General features: G+C 61.1%; 11 protein-coding genes and 1 pseudogene. 4 read left to right on the plus strand and 8 right to left on the minus strand.

Going from position 1 to position 17,847, the window contains the following annotated elements:
• Positions 1 to 709: 709 nt before the first annotated feature.
• Entirely contained in the window at positions 710 to 1,144 is a 435-nt protein-coding gene (gene trxC, locus QF045_RS05190) for a thioredoxin TrxC (RefSeq protein WP_306491319.1), read from the minus strand.
• Positions 1,145 to 1,367: 223 nt separating this feature from the next.
• On the opposite strand from trxC, the gene QF045_RS05195 reads away from it, so the two are divergent.
• On the plus strand, positions 1,368 to 1,664 hold the full coding sequence (locus QF045_RS05195) for a type II toxin-antitoxin system HigB family toxin (protein ID WP_043047206.1): 297 nt from the start codon (positions 1,368 to 1,370) through the stop codon (positions 1,662 to 1,664).
• A complete protein-coding gene (locus tag QF045_RS05200; protein WP_306491320.1) occupies positions 1,661 to 2,062 on the plus strand; it encodes a type II toxin-antitoxin system HigA family antitoxin in 402 nt (133 codons plus the stop codon). Before QF045_RS05195 ends, QF045_RS05200 begins: the two co-directional genes overlap by 4 nt.
• Before the next feature lie 4 nt (positions 2,063 to 2,066).
• On the opposite strand, the gene selO is transcribed toward QF045_RS05200, so the two are convergent.
• The 5 genes and pseudogenes from selO to QF045_RS27685 all read right to left on the minus strand — a co-directional run.
• Complete coding sequence (selO, locus tag QF045_RS05205; protein ID WP_306491321.1) at positions 2,067 to 3,530, minus strand: protein adenylyltransferase SelO; 1,464 nt, start codon at positions 3,528 to 3,530, stop codon at positions 2,067 to 2,069.
• 48 nt (positions 3,531 to 3,578) lie between these two features.
• Positions 3,579 to 6,956 carry a mechanosensitive channel MscK gene (gene mscK, locus QF045_RS05210; RefSeq protein WP_306491322.1) on the minus strand — a complete coding sequence of 1,126 codons (3,378 nt, stop codon included), beginning with the start codon at positions 6,954 to 6,956 and terminating at the stop codon, positions 3,579 to 3,581.
• Positions 6,957 to 7,005: 49 nt separating this feature from the next.
• The gene (locus QF045_RS05215; protein WP_306491323.1) at positions 7,006 to 8,748 is read right to left on the minus strand and encodes a potassium/proton antiporter; all 1,743 of its coding nucleotides are present in this window, start codon (positions 8,746 to 8,748) and stop codon (positions 7,006 to 7,008) included.
• 308 nt (positions 8,749 to 9,056) lie between these two features.
• Positions 9,057 to 9,929: a methyl-accepting chemotaxis protein gene (locus tag QF045_RS27680; RefSeq protein ID WP_373424472.1), complete on the minus strand. Its 873-nt coding sequence runs from the start codon at positions 9,927 to 9,929 to the stop codon at positions 9,057 to 9,059.
• A pseudogene (locus QF045_RS27685) lies at positions 9,912 to 10,682 on the minus strand (MCP four helix bundle domain-containing protein); the annotation flags it as partial. The gene QF045_RS27680 and the pseudogene QF045_RS27685, both read right to left, overlap by 18 nt.
• A gap of 276 nt (positions 10,683 to 10,958) precedes the next feature.
• Here QF045_RS27685 and QF045_RS05225 point away from each other — a divergent pair.
• On the plus strand, positions 10,959 to 11,189 hold the full coding sequence (locus QF045_RS05225) for a hypothetical protein (protein WP_306491325.1): 231 nt from the start codon (positions 10,959 to 10,961) through the stop codon (positions 11,187 to 11,189).
• Positions 11,186 to 11,476 (plus strand): cell division protein ZapA, encoded by a 291-nt coding sequence (locus QF045_RS05230; protein WP_124384800.1) that lies wholly within the window; start codon positions 11,186 to 11,188, stop codon positions 11,474 to 11,476. The genes QF045_RS05225 and QF045_RS05230 overlap by 4 nt, the downstream gene beginning before the upstream one ends.
• Here the strand turns inward: QF045_RS05230 and QF045_RS05235 are convergent.
• Both QF045_RS05235 and putA read right to left on the minus strand, forming a co-directional pair.
• Positions 11,473 to 13,275 carry an acyl-CoA dehydrogenase gene (locus tag QF045_RS05235; protein WP_306491326.1) on the minus strand — a complete coding sequence of 601 codons (1,803 nt, stop codon included), beginning with the start codon at positions 13,273 to 13,275 and terminating at the stop codon, positions 11,473 to 11,475. The two genes, QF045_RS05230 and QF045_RS05235, sit on opposite strands and share 4 nt — an antisense overlap.
• Positions 13,276 to 13,502: 227 nt before the next feature.
• Positions 13,503 to 17,456: a trifunctional transcriptional regulator/proline dehydrogenase/L-glutamate gamma-semialdehyde dehydrogenase gene (gene putA / locus QF045_RS05240; RefSeq protein ID WP_306491327.1), complete on the minus strand. Its 3,954-nt coding sequence runs from the start codon at positions 17,454 to 17,456 to the stop codon at positions 13,503 to 13,505.
• Positions 17,457 to 17,847 lie beyond the last annotated feature (391 nt).

The following is a 17,847-nucleotide window of genomic DNA, read 5'->3' on the forward strand; positions in this document are numbered from 1 at the left end:
GAGGGGGCTTGCCCCCGATAGCAGTGTGTCAGCTACAGATAAGCTGGCTGACATACCGCAATCGGGAGCAAGCCCCCTCCCACATTTTTTTGGATTGCATTCCAGCTGGGTTTCTGGGACTTGTCCTACGCAGTCTGTAGGAGCGGTCTGGCAGCAGGGGATTGGCCTTGTAACCTTGCCTACAGCTACGCCAGAATCCGCCGGCTTGTGCGTCTGGATGGGCGTCTCTAAGGTTTGCCGGTCGCTGAATGTTCAGTGATCGGGTTTAGTAGCCCTAACGACCAAAGTATTTGTACCGCTTCAACAGCATGGCGTTTACCGCCTACCTGATGGTGGCTGTATGCAGGGCACCTTCGGGTGCGCCGGTCTTTGCTTTGTTCCCCGGTCTACTAACCTGCGTACAGCTGCCACCCTTCGTTTAGTAGCGAAGTGGTAGCAGCCCTATCAGGGAACAAATGCATGTCTATCAGTCTTTTCAATGTGGCACCCAACCTCCCTACCGAAACCCTCGTGCTCAACAGCTTGGCGTCATGCTGGTCAGCCAGATGATGGACCGCCAAGCCCCACTGGCCCAAGGCTAAAACGCGGTCAAATGTGGGAGGGGGCTTGCTCCCGATGGCGGTGTGTCAGTCCTGTACTTGGCAACTGATCCACTGCTATCGGGGGCAAGCCCCCTCCCACATGGTTTGGTGTTGTTCTGATGGGCCGGTTACACGCCTTGGCTGCGCAACCAGCTCATCAACTGCGGCAACGGAAACGCCCCGCTCTGGCGCGCCACTTCGCGGCCATTCTTGAACAGGATCAAGCTGGGAATCGAGCGAATCCCCAATTGCGCCGACAGCTGTTGATTAGCCTCGCTGTCGAGCTTGGCCAGCCGGCACTTGCCTTCCAACTGCCCGGCGGCCTGCTCGAATACCGGCGCAAACGACTTGCACGGCCCACACCAATCCGCCCACACATCCACCAGCAACGGCAGGTCGCCCTTGATCTGGCTGGCGTAGTCGCCTTGTTTCAATTCAAAGGGCTTATTCAACAACACAGGCTGCTTGCAGCGCCCACATTTCGGCGCATCGCCCAGGCGTTCGCCGGGGATGCGGTTGAGAGCGTTGCAATGAGGGCAGGGGATTACGAGAGGTTCAGACATCGGAGGCTCCTGGGGACTGGCCAATAGATGGTATCTGGTGGCGGGGCTGAGATTTATCAAGGCTGGGTGCAGAGACTCATTCGCTCACATTTTTGCCGGCGCCCCGGTGAGTCGGCTGTCTAGGCTATTTCGTGTGCGCCACTGGTCTGTTTGCGGCTATAGCAAATTGCGATAGTTCGAATTCAGGTTTAACCTTCATAGCAAGATGCGATAAGGACGTTGCATGCGAGTCATCAGTGAAAGCAGGATCTGGGAAGCAAAGGGAAAATGGCCGCGCTCGGCAACAGCTTTGGATCAGTGGTATCGCGTGATCAAACGCAACGCTCCCAAGGACTTCGCTGCAATGAAAGCCATGTTTCCCGCCACGGATAAGGTAGGTGAATTTCATGTATTTGATATTGGCGGTAACAAGCTGAGGTTGATTGCGTCGGTGCAGTATCGAATGCAGCGCGTTTACATCAAGCACCTGCTTGACCATCGCGATTATGAGAAGGACAAATGGAAGGAAAAAATCAGATGAGCGCGCTTATGCGAGTAGCGGCAGAGCATTGGGAGTTCGTTGCGCCTGTGCTGTGCAAGCCGCAAAACGAGGCAGACTACGACGCACTGGTCTGCGGTTTGGATGAGCTGTTGAGCCTGGTGGGCGATGACGAAGACAGTCCGCTGATGAGCCTGGTCGATATTTTCAGCGACTGGATCGAAGCCTACGACCGTGAACATCGTCCAATGCCAGTGGCCAGCGGTGTCGATGTGCTGCGCTACATGATGCGCGAGCACAATCTCACTCAGAGCGACCTTCCGGGGGTTGGGGCGCAATCAGTCGTCTCTGAGATATTGAGCGGAAAACGCCAGCTTAACGTGCGCCAAATTCGGTGGTTGGCCGAGCGCTTTGGGGTCTCCGTGGAGACCTTTATCTAAGCGCTCAAGACGAACAACTAATCTCCAAATGCTTGCCCCAATCCGGCGGCCGCTGTGCGTACTGCTCCATCCCCGCTTGTTCCTCAAACGGCTTGGTCAGTACCTCATGCAGCCGTCGCACTTCGCTGTAATCGCCTTGCTCGGCGGCGGCGATGGCGTTTTGTGCGAGGTAATTGCGCAGGATGTACAGCGGGTTCACGGCATGCATACGCTCACGGCGCTGCTCTTGGCTGTAATCGCCGTCGCGCAAGACCCGCGCCGTGTACCGTTCGGCCCAGGTGTCGAAGCCGGCCATGTCGACAAAGTCATCGCGTAACCGGGTAACCGCCAACGCTGCCGGCTCATCGCCGAGGCGCCGGAAGAACAGGGTGTAATCCACGCCGCTGTTCTGCATCAGCTTGAGCAACCGCTCCACCAGTTGCTGGTCATCGTCTTCGGCCCTGGTCAGGCCCAGCCGGCGACGCATCAGGTCCAAGTAGTGGGCTTGATACAGCGGCAGGTACAGGCCGAGGGCTTCTTTGAGTGCATCAACGCTGATGAATGGCGTGAGCGCCTGGGCCAATGCGCTGAGGTTCCACCGCCCGATCGGCACCTGGTTGCTGAAGGAGTAACGCCCCTCGTGGTCGGAGTGGTTGCAGATGAAGTGCGCATCGAAGTCATCAAGAAACGCAAACGGCCCGAAGTCGAAGGTGATGCCCAGGATCGACATGTTGTCGGTGTTCATCACGCCATGACAGAACCCATAGGCCTGCCATTTGGCGATCATCTCGGCGTTGCGCTCGACGATTTCGCGGAACATCGCCAGGTAGGGTTCCGGTTGCTCGCGGCACTCGGGGTAGTGCAGGTTCAACACGTGTTCAGCCAGTTCGGCCTGCTGCTCGGGCTTTTTGGTGTAGTAGAAATATTCGAAATGCCCGAAGCGGATATGGCTGGGTGCCAGGCGCAGCACCATCGCCCCGCGTTCCTGCTTTTCACGCCACACCGGCGTGCTGGAGCCGATCACGCACAAAGCGCGGCTGCTGGGTATGCCCAAGGCATGCAGCGCTTCTGAAGCGAGAAACTCACGGATCGAGGAACGTAGTACCGCACGCCCGTCGCCCATCCGCGAGTAAGGCGTCATGCCGGCGCCCTTGAGATGCAGGTCCCAATGCTCGCCCGCCTGGTTATACACCTCGCCCAGCAACAACCCTCGGCCATCGCCCAATTGTGGGGTGTAGCCGCCGAACTGGTGCCCGGAATAGACCATCGCCCGCGGCTGCGCTTCGGCCCACAGCTTGTGCCCGCCGAACAATTCGGCAAACAGGGGCGTCTCGGCCACGGCCGGGTCGAGGTCGAGCAGGCCCATGGCCGCTTTGCTCGCCACGACAAGGCGCGGCTCATCGAGCGGCTCGGGCAGAACGTGGGTTGAGAACGCATCGCCCAGGCGTGCGAAGCGGTTGTCGAAGGTCAGTTCGTCGAGGGCTTTCACCGGCGATCTCCAGCAGGATGCCCCAGCATTTTGCTGGGGCTGAGTTCGTTAGTCGAGTTTGCTCGGCGGTGGTTCAGGCGCGTCTTCGACCTTTCCGGCGGGCGGCTCGGGGGTATCCTGCTCGGGCGCGACGAGGGTCTTGCGCTCGTCTTCCACCGGCACCAGTTTGTATTCCTGGCCGTGCATGTTCTTCAAGTACACCTCCATCTGTCGGAACGAGATGTTGATGTGCTGCTTCTTGAACTCACGGTTGATATAGCGATTGACCTCGTCCAGCACCGGGTTGCGGTCGCCCAGGTCGCGCACATGCATGCGCAGCTCATGGTCGAGGGTGCTTTCGCCGAAGTTGAGGAAGTACACGTGGGGTTCCGGTTCTTTCAGTACCCGCGGGTTTTCCCTGGCGGCCTTGAGCAGCAGTTCCCTCACCAGGTCCAGGTCGGAGCCGTAGTCGACGCCCAGCTTCAGGGTGACCCGGGTGATGGTGTCGGTCAGCGACCAGTTGATCAGTTGCCCGGTGATGAACGTCTTGTTCGGGACAATGATGTCCTTGCGGTCGAAGTCGGTGATGGTGGTGGCGCGGATGCGGATCTTGCTCACCGTGCCCGATAGGTTGCCGATGGTAATGGTGTCGCCGATGCGCACCGGGCGCTCGAACAGAATCATGATGCCGGAGATGAAGTTGGCGAAGATCTCCTGCATGCCGAAGCCCAAGCCTACCGACAACGCCGCCACCAGCCACTGCAACTTGTCCCAGCTGACGCCGAGGGTGGACAGCGTCGAGACGAAACCCACGCCGGCGATCACATACGACAGCAACGTCGTGGTGGCATAGGCGCTGCCTTGGGCAAGTTCCAGTTTGGACAGCACCAGCACTTCGAGTAAGCCTGGCAGGTTGCGCGCCAGGGCGAAGGTGATGCCAATGATGATCAGCGCGCCGAGCAAGTCGCCGATGCTGATCGGCACCATGCTGATATTCGCACCGGTACCGCTGGTGTATTCGTACAGCGTGACGTTGTCCAGGTAGGAAAATACCGAAATCAGGTCCGACCATACCCAGTACAGCGCTGCGATAAAGCCGCCGAGCAAGGCCAGGCGGATCAGGCGCAGGGATTGTTCGTTGACCTTTTCGATGTCCAGGGTGGGTTCTTCAACCACCGCTTCGCCTTCGCCGGCTTCCTTGGCGGCCTGGCGTTTGGCCAGGGCGCGGGCATAGGCCAGGCGTCGGGCGGCGACGCTCAGCCAGCGGACGAAGGTGGCTTCGATCACCAGCCAGAACATCAGCAGGTACAGGGTGTTGATCAAGCGATCACTGAGCTTGAGCGCGGTGTAGTAGTAGCCGAAGCAAACCGCGATAAACAGCGCAATGGGCAGGGCGGTGAACAACAGGCCCACGGCTTTGCGAAACAGCGAGGCTTTCTCATGGGTGGGGCTGTTCAGCAGCAGGCGGCTGAGCAACCACGCCATCAAGGCGTAGCAGGTGAGTACCACGGCGATACCCAGCACGTCTTCGGCGAGTGCCGCCGGTTGGTGCTCGGCAATGGCCACTACGGCCACCAGCGCCAGTACTACCAGCCCGAGCTTGCGTACCCAGCCTTGCAGGAATTCGACCTGGGGTTTTTCCCAGCGAAAGTGCAGTTCGGCCACACCGCCGGGCGCCAGGATGCGGTAAGCGGTGTAAAACACCAGCCACGCCTGGGCGATCTGCAGCAGGGCCGAGCCCAGGTTGGCGTTTTGCCCACGGGCGTCGATCTGCAGCGCATAGCCGCACAGCGCCAGGCCCAGGGACACCGGCATCGCCAGCAGGATGTTGATCAGGATCGCCTGCGGCGTGTGCCACTGGCTGTCGCGCTTGAAGTGACCTATGTCCAGGTGGACTTTGTTGAGGCGCTGATACAGCGCCTTGCGCCGCCACAACAGCGCGCCGATCAACAGCAGCAGCGGCAGGAACAGCAAGGGGCGCTGGGTCAGGCCGTCATACAGTTCGCTGACGCTGGAAGCCCAGGGCAGGGTGGTGATTTGCTTGCTCAGGTGCGCCGGTACGGTTTCCAGCCACTCGGTGTCCAGCGGCTTGTTGCTCGGGATCCAGAACATCTGCTCATCGAGCGTGGCGCGCAGGGTGGTGGCGGTGCTGAGCAGTTGTTTCTGGTTCAGTTGCAGGGTGATGGATTCGTTGAGCAGCGCGCTCAGTTCCCGGCTCAGGCGCTCCAGCAAGTCGCTGCGGGTGATTGCCAGTTCCAGCAGGGTGCGGCGCAATTGCGGGGTGATGTCGTCCGGTGGCTGGTTGGCCAGCAGGTTATCCACATACGCGCTGGGGGAGCTGATCAGCTCGCGCTGCTGGTTGACCTCGAACTGGTACAGGCGAATGTTGGCGATGTCGTCGGCCAGGTCACGGTCGACGGTCAGGCGTGGCAGGGCCTGTTTCTGTTTGTAGAGGATCTTGGACAGCAACAGGCTGCCCTTGAGCACGTTGATCTGTTCGTCCAGCGCCGAATCGCTTTGGGTGACGGTGTCCAGTTGCTGCTTGGTCTGCAGGTTTTTCTGGGTCAGGTCGTTGAGGCGGTCGGTGCTCTTGAGCAGGTAGTCGGAGAGCTTCAGGTTGGCCGCGCTTTCCGTGGCCAGCAGGCTGCTGCCGCCGGCCTTCTGCGCTTCGATGGACTGCTGGGTCACCGTCTGCTGGGACTGGGCCAGGCGTTTCTGGTTGATCAGGGTTTGCAGGTCCTGGATTTCTTGCTCCAGGCGCGCGGTTTTTTCCTGGATCAGGTCGTGCTGGCTGTTGCCCAGGTCCTGCAGCTGGCTGTTGCCGGCCAGCTCCTGACGGCGCAGGGGAATCAGTGCGTTGAGGGCGGCGAGTTCGGCGTTGAGCTGGTTGCGCTGGTCGCTGCTGAGGGCTTTGCCGTTGTCTTTGCCCGCTTTGAGAGTCGCATTGATTTGCTGGATACGCGTCTGGCTGCTGCTGATTTCGGTCTGCGCGCGCTCGGGCCGGGTTTGGGCGGCGATGGTCAGGCTGTTGGCGTCGGCCAGCTCTTTTTGCAAGTCACCCTGCTGGGTGGTGCGCTGGACCAACAACTGTTCAAGCTGCGGCACGGGCAGGCTGGCGTAGCGTTGGGCCACCGGGATGACTTTGGTGGCCTTGAGCCGAGTCAGCTCGCGCTGGTTGTCCGTGGTTTGGCGCGGGGCATCTTCCAGCTGACGCTTCAGATCTGCCAGGCGCTGCTCGTAGTCCTGCTTGTTGGCCAGGTAGGTCAGGGTCTGTTGCAGGATGCCCTGCAACGCTTTCATGTCGGCGTCGGGCAGCTTGCGATCGGGCAGTTTGTCCAGGGTTTGCTGGACAGCGTCGGCGCTGGGCGGGTCGGCCGCGTGAACGGTGCCGACACAAAGGGTCAGGCCCAGCAGGGCAGTGGCGAGAAAAGTGCGCAGGGTTGGCATAGAGACCGGTTGAGCTGGATGAAGAATCGGGGCGTTATCGCCCCGCAGTTTAGAGGAAGAGTCCGGGGCCCGGGCGACTTCCTTCGGGGAATCTGACGCCGACTTTGCCAATCTTGTTCCCGTCCATGACCGCGACGGTCCAGATGGTGTTGTTCCACTCCACCTGGTCGCCCACCACCGGCGCGCCGCCGACTTTCTGGGTGATGAAGCGGCTGAGCGGCATGTCCGGGTCGATACCCTCGAGCTTGAGCCCGTACAAGGCCGAAACCGCGCCCAGCTGGGCGTCGCCTTCGAGTACGAAATCGCCGAAGAAGCGCAGGTCGAGGCCGCGCTGCGGTGCCTGGCTGAACAGTTTGCCGAGCGCCGGCAGGTTGTGTTCATGGCCGATGACGCAGAGCAGATCGTCGACTTCCAGCACTGTACTACCCGACGGATGGAGCAGTTGCTGGCCACGGAACAGCGCCGCGATCCGCGTGCCTTCCGGCATTTTCAATTCGCGCAGGGCGGCGCCGATGCACCATTTCTCCGCGCCCAGACGATAGACGAACAGCTCCCACTCGCTGGTGACGTGCACTTCCAGGGCGGCGCGGGAAATTGGCGCCGGGTCCGGCGGTACCGTGACTTTGAGCAACTTGGCCACCCACGGCAGGCTGGTGCCCTGCACCAGCAGCGAGACCAGCACGATAAAGAACGCCAGGTTGAAGTACAGCTGGGCATGGGGCAGGCCGGCCATCAGCGGGAACACCGCGAGGATGATCGGCACCGCGCCGCGCAGGCCGACCCAGGCGATAAAGGTTTTTTCGCGGCCGTGGAACGCTTTAAAGGGCAGCAGGCCAATCATCACCGACAGCGGCCGCGCAAACAGGATCATCCACAGCGCCAGGCCCAATGCCGGCAGGGCAATAGGCAGCAAATCATGGGGCGTGACCAACAGGCCCAGCACCAGGAACATGCCGATCTGCGCCAGCCAGGCCATGCCGTCGAGCATATGCAGGATGCCATGGCGGCTGCGCACCGGCCGGTTGCCGATCACCAGCCCGCACAGATACACGGCGAGAAAGCCGCTGCCGTGCAAGGCGTTGGTCAGCGCGAACACGAACAGGCCGCCGGCGATCACCAGGATCGGGTACAAGCCGTTGGCCAGGTTGATGCGGTTGACCATTTGCAGCATCAACCAGCCGCCGCCCAAGCCCACCAGGCCGCCGATGCCGAATTCGCGGATCAGGTGGGTCAGCAGGCTCCAGTGCAGGCCGGTCTGACCGCTGGCGAGCATGTCGATCAAGGTCACGGTGAGGAACACCGCCATCGGGTCGTTGCTGCCCGATTCGATTTCCAGGCTGGCGCTGACCCGTTCGTTCAGGCCCTTGCCGCCCAGCAGCGAGAACACCGCCGCGGCGTCCGTGGAGCCGACGATGGCGCCGATCAGCAAGCCCTGGACGATGTTGAGGTCAAACAGCCAGGCCGCGGCCATGCCGGTGAGGCCGGTGGTAATCAACACCCCCACCGTGGCCAGGGACAAGGCCGGCCAGAGTGCCACGCGAAAACTCGCCACTCGCGTGCGCAAACCGCCGTCGAGCAGGATCACCGCCAGTGCCAGGTTGCCCACCAGATAGGCGGTCGGGTAGTTATCGAAGATGATGCCGCCGCCATCGACGCCGGCGATCATGCCCACGGCCAGGATGATCACCAGGATCGGAATGCCCAGTCGCGAGGAAAGAGAACTCACCAGAATGCTCGCACTCACCAGCAACGCGCCGATCAAGAACAGGCTGTTGATGGTCGTCGCATTCAAAGGCAGTACTCCAGAGCAGGATAAGCAGGGCGCAAACTGACCATGCAGTCTGCGTGCCAGCGATTCTAACCTGTTGAATTGCTGCCCTGTCAAAAAGCTTTTTCTGATGTGCGCAGAACAAATGTGGGAGGGGGCTTGCCAGTCAGTTAAGCGAACGATGTTCATTGTAGGAGCGAGCTTGCTCGCGAAAAGCGCCCAGGCAGCGCGTTCATTCTGAATAAACGCGGGGGGCCTGAGTTCTTCGCGAGCAAGCTCGCTCCTACAAAAAAAGCCTGACTGGCATTAGGGCAAGCTCCCTCCCATATTTTTTAGAGCCGGAAGCGGCCCACCATTCCGTTGAGGTCCACCGCCAGGCGCGACAGCTCGCTGCTCGCCGCGCTGGTCTGGCTGGCGCCTGTGGCCGATTGCACCGACAGATCACGGATATTCACCAGGTTACGGTCCACTTCACGCGCCACCTGCGCCTGTTCTTCCGCCGCGCTGGCGATCACCAGGTTGCGCTCGTTGATCTCGATGATCGCCGTATTGATGGTGTCCAGCGACATCCCTGCGCCCTTGGCGATGTTCAACGTCGATTCGGCGCGCTCGGTGCTGTTGCGCATCGAATCCACCGCATGCTCGGTGCCGGCCTGGATGCTGCCGATCATGCGCTCGATCTCGCTGGTGGATTGCTGGGTGCGATGGGCCAACGCCCGCACTTCGTCGGCCACCACCGCAAAGCCACGTCCGGCCTCACCGGCCCGCGCCGCTTCGATGGCCGCGTTAAGGGCCAGCAGGTTGGTCTGGTCGGCCAGGCCTCGGATCACGTCCAGCACTTTGCCGATATCGCGCGATTCATTGGCCAACTCACCAATCAGGGTGGCTGTGGCTTGCACGTCGCCGCTCATGCGCTCGATGGCGCTGACGGTTTCCTGCACCAGGTCACGGCCGTCACCGGCGGAGGTGGTGGCGTTGCGCGAAGCTTCGGAGGTGCTCACGGCATTGCGTGCGACTTCCTCGACCGCGCTGGTCATCTCGTTGACGGCGGTGGCGGCTTGTTCGATTTCGTTGTTCTGCTGGGTCAGGCCGCGGGCGCTTTCGTCGGTCACGGCGTTGAGCTCTTCGGCGGCCGATGCCAGTTGCGTGGCGGAGCCGGCGATGCGCTGCAGGGTATCGCGCAGTTTGTCCTGCATCTTGGCCATGGCGGCGAGCAGGCGGCCGGCTTCGTCGTTGCCGTCAACCTTGATTGGGCGGGTGAGGTTACCTTCGGCCACCTCTTCGGCGGCTTCCAGCGCCTGGGAAATCGGCCCGGTGATGCTGCGGGTCAGCAGCCAGGCGAACAGCAGGGTCAGCGCGGTAGCAATCACCAGCAGGCCCACGACCATGTTAAAGGCCAGGTTGTACTGGTCTTTGGCCTGTTGGTTGGTGGCCAGGGCCATGGTGTTGTTGATTTCCAGTAGGCGGTTGAGCACCGCATTGACCTGCTCGGAGTTGTTCAACAGCTCGGTGTTGAGCAGGCCGCGTAACTCGTCGACCTGATTGGCCCGTGACAGGCTCTTCATGCGCTCTTCGATCTGGTGGTATTGAGCCAGCAGCTGCACGTATTCATTGTAGGCCGCGCGTTCTTCGCTGCTCTCGATCAGCTTCTCGTAGATGCCTTGAGCAGTACGGATCTGCTGGTTGCGCACGTCGAACGCTTCGAGGGTTTTTTGCTGTACCTCTGGCTCGCGGTTGGTCAGCAGGCGGTAGGACAGCACGCGCAGGCGCAAGGTGAGTTGGGTAAATTCGTCGAGGGCGCGGATGCTGGGCACGCTGGACAAGGTGATGTCTTCGGTGGCGCCGCGGATCTTGCTCATCTGGTTCAGGGCGAACACGCCGAGAAACAACATCAAGGCGCCGATAAACGCGAAGCCGAGGAAGGCCCTCGGTGCGATATTCATATTACGAAGAGACATGCTGGAATCCTGGGAGAAGCGCGATCCGTGCGGCCATGAGACGGGGTGTGCATCGCGTATCGGCCCTGCGACTAAAGTCTTAAGGGTGCGCGCGCTTTTGTCGCACCTGACCAGGGGTTGCACGGATTCAGGAACCAGATCGGGTAATTGCAGTCACTAAGGCTCGAAAGTGCGGCCCGGCCCATAAGAATCGGGCTGCGCGCCGGGGGATAACCCTGGCATCCGAGGTGAATTTTCTTTATCGTCACCGCCCTTTTAAAAGCCAGAGAAATCAAAATGTTAGAAGCATCCCTCAGCCAACTGGAACAACTGGTCAGCGACCTGGTACAACACAATCAAGACCTGCTGGGCAGCAACGAATCCCTCAAGGCGCAACTGGCCCAGGCCAAGGACGAAAACGACAGCCTGCAACTGAACCTGATGGAACAGGAAGAAAAGCATGGCGCCACCGCTGCGCGCATTCAGGCACTGGTTGAGCGTGTGAGCGCAGGCCCTGTCAGCGCATGAGTGAAGGGATAAAGGTCGTTTCGATTCTCGGAGAGGATTACTCGATCAAGGCGCCGGCCGGGGAAGACCAGACCCTGATGCACGCCGTGACCATGCTCAAGGCCTCCCTGGCGACTACCAAGAAAAAGTACCCGACCCTCATCGGTGACAAACTATTGGTATTGGCCGCGCTGAACCTGTGCGCCGAGCAGATCGAAATGCAGCAGGCCCACCAACAGGAACTCGACCGTTACCAAGAGCAAGTCAGCGCCACGGTCGAGGTGATTTCCAAGGCGATCCAGCCTTAGAACCACGCCTCCTGCATCCCCAGGCACGTATCGTCGCGTGCCTCCAGAATCGCCAGTTCATGATGGCAGCTTGGTACTTCCCAGGTCAGGAAGTACCGGGCGGCCTGGAGCTTGCCTTTATAGAAGGCCACGTCGGCCGCATTGCCCTGGGCCAGCCCTTCTTCGGCGCGAATCGCCTGTTCCAGCCAACGCCAGCCAATCACCGTATGCCCGAACACTTTCAGGTACAGCGCCGAGTTCGCCAGGCTGCTGTTGACTTTGCCCTGGGCAAGATCGCCCAGCAGGCCGAGGGTGACGCCTTGCAGGCGATCAACCAATTGCTCCAGCGGTTGCCTTAATGCAGTGAGCGAGGGGTAGTGCTGGGCTCGAGCGCCTGTCTCTGCGATCAGTCGAATCAACTGCTTGAGCCCGGCACCGCCGTTCTGCGCCAGCTTGCGCCCAAGCAGATCCAGGGACTGGATGCCATGGGTGCCTTCGTGGATCGGATTCAGGCGGTTATCGCGGTAATACTGCTCCACCGGGTACTCGCGGGTATAGCCATGCCCGCCGAGAATCTGGATCGCCAGTTCGTTGGCCTTGAGGCAGAACTCCGACGGCCAGGATTTGACGATAGGGGTGAGCAGGTCCAGCAATTCATGGGCCTGTTTGCGTTCGGTTTCGCTGGGCAATGTGGTGGTGTCGTCGAACAGGCGCGCAGCGTACAGGCCAAGGTCGAAGGCGCCTTCCACGTAGGCTTTTTGCGTGAGCAACATGCGCTTGATGTCGGCGTGCTGAATGATCGACACCGGCGCGGTGCTCGGATCCTTGCTGTCCGGCAGGCGGCCTTGTGGACGTTCGCGGGCGTACTCCAGCGAATAGAGGTAACCCGCGTAGCCAAGCATCACCGCGCCCATGCCGACGCCAATCCGGGCTTCGTTCATCATCTGGAACATGCAGCTCAGGCCTTGGTGCGGTTTGCCCACCAGATAGCCGACACAGTGGCTGTTATCGCCAAAGTTGAGCGCTGTGGAGGTCGTGCCGCGCCAGCCCATCTTGTGAAACAGCCCGGCCAGCAGCACGTCGTTGCGCTCACCCAGGCTGCCGTCATCGTTGACCAGGAATTTGGGCACGATAAACAGCGAAATGCCCTTCACCCCGGCCGGCGCATCGGGCAGCTTGGCCAGCACCATGTGCACGATGTTCTCTGACAACGGGTGGTCGCCGCCGGAGATGAAGATCTTGTTGCCCTTCAGGCGATAGGTGCCGTCAGCCGCAGGCTCGGCCCGGGTACGAATATCCGACAGGGACGAGCCGGCGTGGGGCTCGGTCAAGGCCATGGTGCCGAAGAAGCGGCCTTCGATCATCGGTTGCAGGAAGCGTTGCTTCTGCTCTTCGGTGCCGAAGCTTTCAATCAGGTTGGCGGCGCCCATGGTCAGAAACGGATAGGACGTCGACGCGGCGTTGGCCGCCTGGAAATGCGCGAAGCACGCCTGGGACAGCAGGGTCGGCAGTTGCATGCCTCCCGCTTCAAAACTGCGGGCGGCGTTGAGAAAGCCGGCTTCAAGGAAGGCGTCCACGGCCGGTTTGACTTCCGGAATCAGGATCGCTCGGCCGTCTTCATAACGCGGTTCGTTTTCATCGTTCTTGCGGTTGTGGGGCGCGAAGTATTTTTCCGCGATGCTGCGCGCTGTACCGATGGCGGCATCGAAGGTCTCGCGGTTGTGCTCGGCAAACCGCTCGCGCTGGGTCAGGCCCTCGGCATCGAGGACTTCGTACAGCTCGAAAGCCAGATTGCGGGAACTGAGCAGCGTCTCGGACATGGCGGCTTACCTTTGAAGGAATTGGCCTGAGTCTAAGTGCGCGAATGGAGGGTGGATAGCAAGATTGATCTGGGTGATGGAGGGCCAGAACACAAGAAGGGGAAATTGAAATGCGATCAAATGTGGGAGGGGGCTTGCTCCCGATAGCAGTGTGTCAGTCAAAGATAAGTTGACTGGCCCACCGCTATCGGGGGCAAGCCCCCTCCCACATGGTTGAACTGCGTTTGTTAGCCGATGGTCATCAGGCTCGCATTACCGCCGGCCGCAGCGGTGTTGACGCTCAACGCACGCTCGATCACCAACCGTTCCAAGGCAATGGATGTCTCACCCTGGGACAAACCATGCACCCCAACAATCGCACCGCCGCGCTGCGCCACTTGCTTGCACACCGCGCGCAGTTGGTCGGAGTCGCCGTGGTGCAAGACCGCGTCGAACACCACCTCGTCCTTGGTCCAGTCGGCCACACGCTTGATCTTCGCCTGAATATCCTTCGGCAGGCGTGGGAACAAGGCCTTGGTCAGCTCGGTTTCCGGCCATACCGCTGAACCGCCTACTGCCAATACCGCGGCCAGTTGGGTCAGCAGGTCACCTTCGACTTCCGCCAGGCACAGTACGTGTTCACGCGGCAGGATCGCGTAGCTGTTGCGCTCGCCGGTCGGGCCGGCCAGTTGGCGGGTGATACCGCTTTGCGACTGTGCGGCGAATTGCGTGCACAGGGCGCTCAGTTCGCTGAACTTTTGGCTGTCGGCCCAGGTTTTCAGGGCGGTCAGCGGTTGGCTCATGGCGTCGCGCAGGCGCAGGTCCGGTGCCGTCAATGCGTCGCCACGTACGAAGGATTGCTCGATCGCATCGGTAGGACGAGTCGACAACAGGCGGTACAGGTACAGCGGGCCACCGGCTTTCGGGCCAGTACCCGACAGGCCTTCGCCGCCGAACGGCTGCACGCCGACCACGGCACCCACGATGTTACGGTTGACGTAGACGTTACCGGCATTGACGTTGTCGATCACCTTGGCGATGGTCTCGTCGATGCGGGTGTGCACGCCCAATGTCAGGCCGTAGCCGGACGCATTGATCTGGCCGATGAGCTGGTCGATCTCTTTGCGCTTGTAACGCACCACGTGCAGCACCGGACCGAAGATTTCGCGTTGCAGCTCGTCGAAGCTTTCCAGCTCGATCAGGGTAGGCATCACGAAGGTGCCACGCTTGATCTCTTCGCCGTCGGCAATCGCCACTTGGTAAACGTTGCGGCCTTTGTCGCGCATGGCCTGGATGTGTTTCTCGATGCCCGCCTTGGCTTCGGCGTCGATCACCGGGCCGATGTCCACCGACAGGCGCTCCGGGTTGCCCAGGCGGCATTCCGCCATGGCGCCCTTGAGCATTTCGATCACGCGGTCTGCCGAATCTTCCTGTAGGCACAGTACGCGCAGGGCCGAGCAGCGCTGGCCGGCGCTGTCGAAGGCCGACGACACCACGTCGATGACCACTTGTTCGGTGAGCGCCGAGGAATCCACGATCATCGCGTTCTGGCCGCCGGTTTCGGCGATCAGCGGAATCGGACGGCCCTGGGCATCCAGGCGGCCGGCGACATTGCGTTGCAGCAAACGGGCAACCTCGGTAGAGCCGGTGAACATCACGCCTTTGACGCGCTCATCACCGACCAGGCGGGCCCCGACGCTTTCGCCCTGGCCCGGCAGCAATTGCAGCACGCCTTGTGGGATACCGGCTTCGAGCAGGATGCGTACCGCCTGGGCGGCGACCAGCGGGGTTTGTTCGGCAGGCTTGGCCAGTACCGGGTTACCGGCGGCCAGTGCCGCAGCAACCTGGCCGCTGAAGATCGCCAGCGGGAAGTTCCATGGGCTGATGCACACCACCGGGCCCAATGGGCGGTGGGCGTCGTTGGTGAAGTCGTTGCGCGCCTGCACCGCGTAGTAGCGCAGGAAATCCACGGCTTCGCGTACTTCAGCGATGGCGTTGGCGAAGGTCTTGCCGGCTTCACGGGCCAGCAGGCCCATCAGTGGCTGGATTTCACCTTCCATCAGGTCAGCGGCGCGTTCCAGGATCGCGGCGCGTTCTGCAGGTGGGGTGGCCTGCCAGATCGGGCCGGCGCTGATGGCGCACTGGATGGCATTGTCGACGTCTTCGACGGTGGCTTCCTGAACGTGACCGACCACATCGCGCAGGTCGGACGGGTTCAGCACCGCGGCAGCCGGTTGTTCGCTGGAGGCGCAACCGAGCATCGGCGCGGCTTTCCAGTTGTTGTGCGCGGTGGCAAGCAGGGCGCAGGACAACGACGCCAGGCGATGCTCGTTGGCCAGGTCGATACCGGCCGAGTTGGCGCGGTCGCTGCCATACACGTCACGCGGCAGCGGGATACGCGGGTGCGGCAGGCCGAAGCCGCCTTCCACCGTGGCCATCTGCTCGATGCTCGCCACCGGATCGGCCACCAGCTCCTGAATCGAGATGGATTGGTCGGCAATGCGGTTGACGAACGAGGTGTTCGCACCGTTTTCCAACAGGCGACGCACCAGGTACGCCAGCAGGGTTTCGTGCGTGCCGACCGGTGCGTACACGCGGCACGGGCGGTTCAACTTGCCTTCGGAAACCTTGCCCACCACTTGTTCGTACAGCGGTTCACCCATGCCGTGCAGGCATTGGAACTCGTACTGGCCAGGGTAATAGTTCTGACCGGCGATGTGATAAATGGCCGACAGCGTATGGGCGTTGTGCGTGGCGAACTGCGGATAGATGACTTCCGGTACCGACAACAGTTTGCGTGCGCAGGCGATGTAGGAAACGTCGGTGTACACCTTGCGGGTGTACACCGGGTAGCCTTCCAGGCCTTCGACTTGGGCGCGCTTGATTTCGCTGTCCCAGTACGCGCCTTTTACCAGGCGGATCATCAGGCGGTGGCGGCTGCGGCGTGCCAGGTCGATCACGTAGTCGATCACATAAGGGCAACGCTTCTGGTAGGCCTGGATCACGAAACCGATACCGTTCCAGCCGGTCAGTTGCGGCTCGAAGCACAGGCGCTCGAGCAGGTCCAGGGACAATTCGAGGCGGTCGGCTTCTTCGGCGTCGATGTTCAGGCCGATGTCGTATTGCTTGGCCAGCAGGGTCAGCGACAACAGGCGCGGGTACAGCTCGTCCATCACACGCTCGTACTGGGCGCGGCTGTAGCGCGGGTGCAGGGCGGAAAGCTTGATGGAAATGCCTGGGCCTTCATAGATACCACGGCCGTGGGAGGCTTTGCCGATGGAGTGAATGGCTTGTTCGTACGAGGCCAGGTACTTCTGGGCATCGTGTTCGGTCAGTGCGGCTTCGCCGAGCATGTCGTAGGAATAGCGGAAACCCTTGGCTTCGAACTTGCTCGCGTTGGCCAGCGCTTCGGCAATGGTTTCGCCGGTGACGAACTGCTCGCCCATCAGGCGCATGGCCATGTCGACGCCCTTGCGGATCATCGGCTCGCCGCTTTTGCCGATGATGCGGCTCAGGGACGAGGTCAAACCTGCTTCGTTATGGGTGGCAACCAGTTTGCCGGTCAGCAGCAGGCCCCAAGTGGCCGCGTTGACGAACAGCGACGGGCTGTTGCCCAGGTGCGGCTGCCAGTTACCGGTGCTGATCTTGTCGCGAATCAGCGCGTCGCGGGTGCCTTTGTCCGGGATGCGCAGCAGCGCTTCGGCCAGGCACATCAGCGCTACGCCTTCCTGGGACGACAGGGAAAATTCCTGCAGCAGGCCCTGAACGATGCCGGCACGGCCGCCGGCGCTCTTCTGGTTGCGCAGTTTTTCGGCAATCGTGGCGGCCAGCTTGTTGGTGGCTTCGGCCATGGCCGCCGGCAGGCGAGCCTGCTCGATCAACATCGGCACCACTTCCGGCTCAGGGCGACGGTAAGCGGCGGTGATCGCGGCGCGCAGTACCGATTGCGGCAGGATGCTCTCGGCGAACTCTAGGAAGCACTGATGAGCGTGGTCATTTTGGACTTCGCCCGCATCATCGGCGTCTTTGCTGCCCGAACCATTGAGCTCGGAAAGGGTTGCACCACCCTCGAGTTTCTCCAGGTAATTGAAAATTGCCTGTTTGATCAGCCAGTGCGGCGTGCGATCAATGGAGGACGCGGCGGCCTTCAGACGCTCGCGGGTTGGGTCGTCGAGTTTGACCCCAAGGGTGGTCGTAGCCATTTTCTTATCCTCATGGGTGCCACTACCGAGTGGCATCTGCTGGCGGCAAGATTAGCTTTGCCCATGAAGAGGTGCAACCGGGTGCAACCCTTTTGTTCAGGAAATTTTCGACGGTTGATCGGAAAAAAACCGGCCTTGCCTGGAATCGGCTTCACGCTGGTGCATTTACTTCTGAGATGGCCTGCTCTTGCTCCGAAAAGGAGCAAAAACTCGGCGTTTTTGTTGAAAATCACGTGGGTGCAACTTATTCGCAAGAAACTGGTTGCACCTTATTTGCTTTGTTGAATAGCATTCGCGCATCAAGGTGCAACCACCCTCACGGGTGCGTTCATCGGCTGGCGGCTTTCCTGGGGAAACGCTAGTCATAAATGCGCGGCACGCCGCCTCGTTT

The organism is Pseudomonas sp. W4I3, assembly GCF_030816195.1.
GTDB lineage: Bacteria > Pseudomonadota > Gammaproteobacteria > Pseudomonadales > Pseudomonadaceae > Aquipseudomonas.

Coding starts and splice junctions, on each gene's coding strand:
- trxC (WP_306491319.1), bottom strand. CDS start 1,144: ATGTCTGAACCTCTCGTAATCCCCTGCCCTCATTGCAACGCTCTCAAC.
- QF045_RS05195 (WP_043047206.1), top strand. CDS start 1,368: ATGCGAGTCATCAGTGAAAGCAGGATCTGGGAAGCAAAGGGAAAATGG.
- QF045_RS05200 (WP_306491320.1), top strand. CDS start 1,661: ATGAGCGCGCTTATGCGAGTAGCGGCAGAGCATTGGGAGTTCGTTGCG.
- mscK (WP_306491322.1), bottom strand. CDS start 6,956: ATGCCAACCCTGCGCACTTTTCTCGCCACTGCCCTGCTGGGCCTGACC.
- QF045_RS27680 (WP_373424472.1), bottom strand. CDS start 9,929: ATGGCCAAGATGCAGGACAAACTGCGCGATACCCTGCAGCGCATCGCC.
- QF045_RS05225 (WP_306491325.1), top strand. CDS start 10,959: ATGTTAGAAGCATCCCTCAGCCAACTGGAACAACTGGTCAGCGACCTG.
- QF045_RS05230 (WP_124384800.1), top strand. CDS start 11,186: ATGAGTGAAGGGATAAAGGTCGTTTCGATTCTCGGAGAGGATTACTCG.
- QF045_RS05235 (WP_306491326.1), bottom strand. CDS start 13,275: ATGTCCGAGACGCTGCTCAGTTCCCGCAATCTGGCTTTCGAGCTGTAC.
- putA (WP_306491327.1), bottom strand. CDS start 17,456: ATGGCTACGACCACCCTTGGGGTCAAACTCGACGACCCAACCCGCGAG.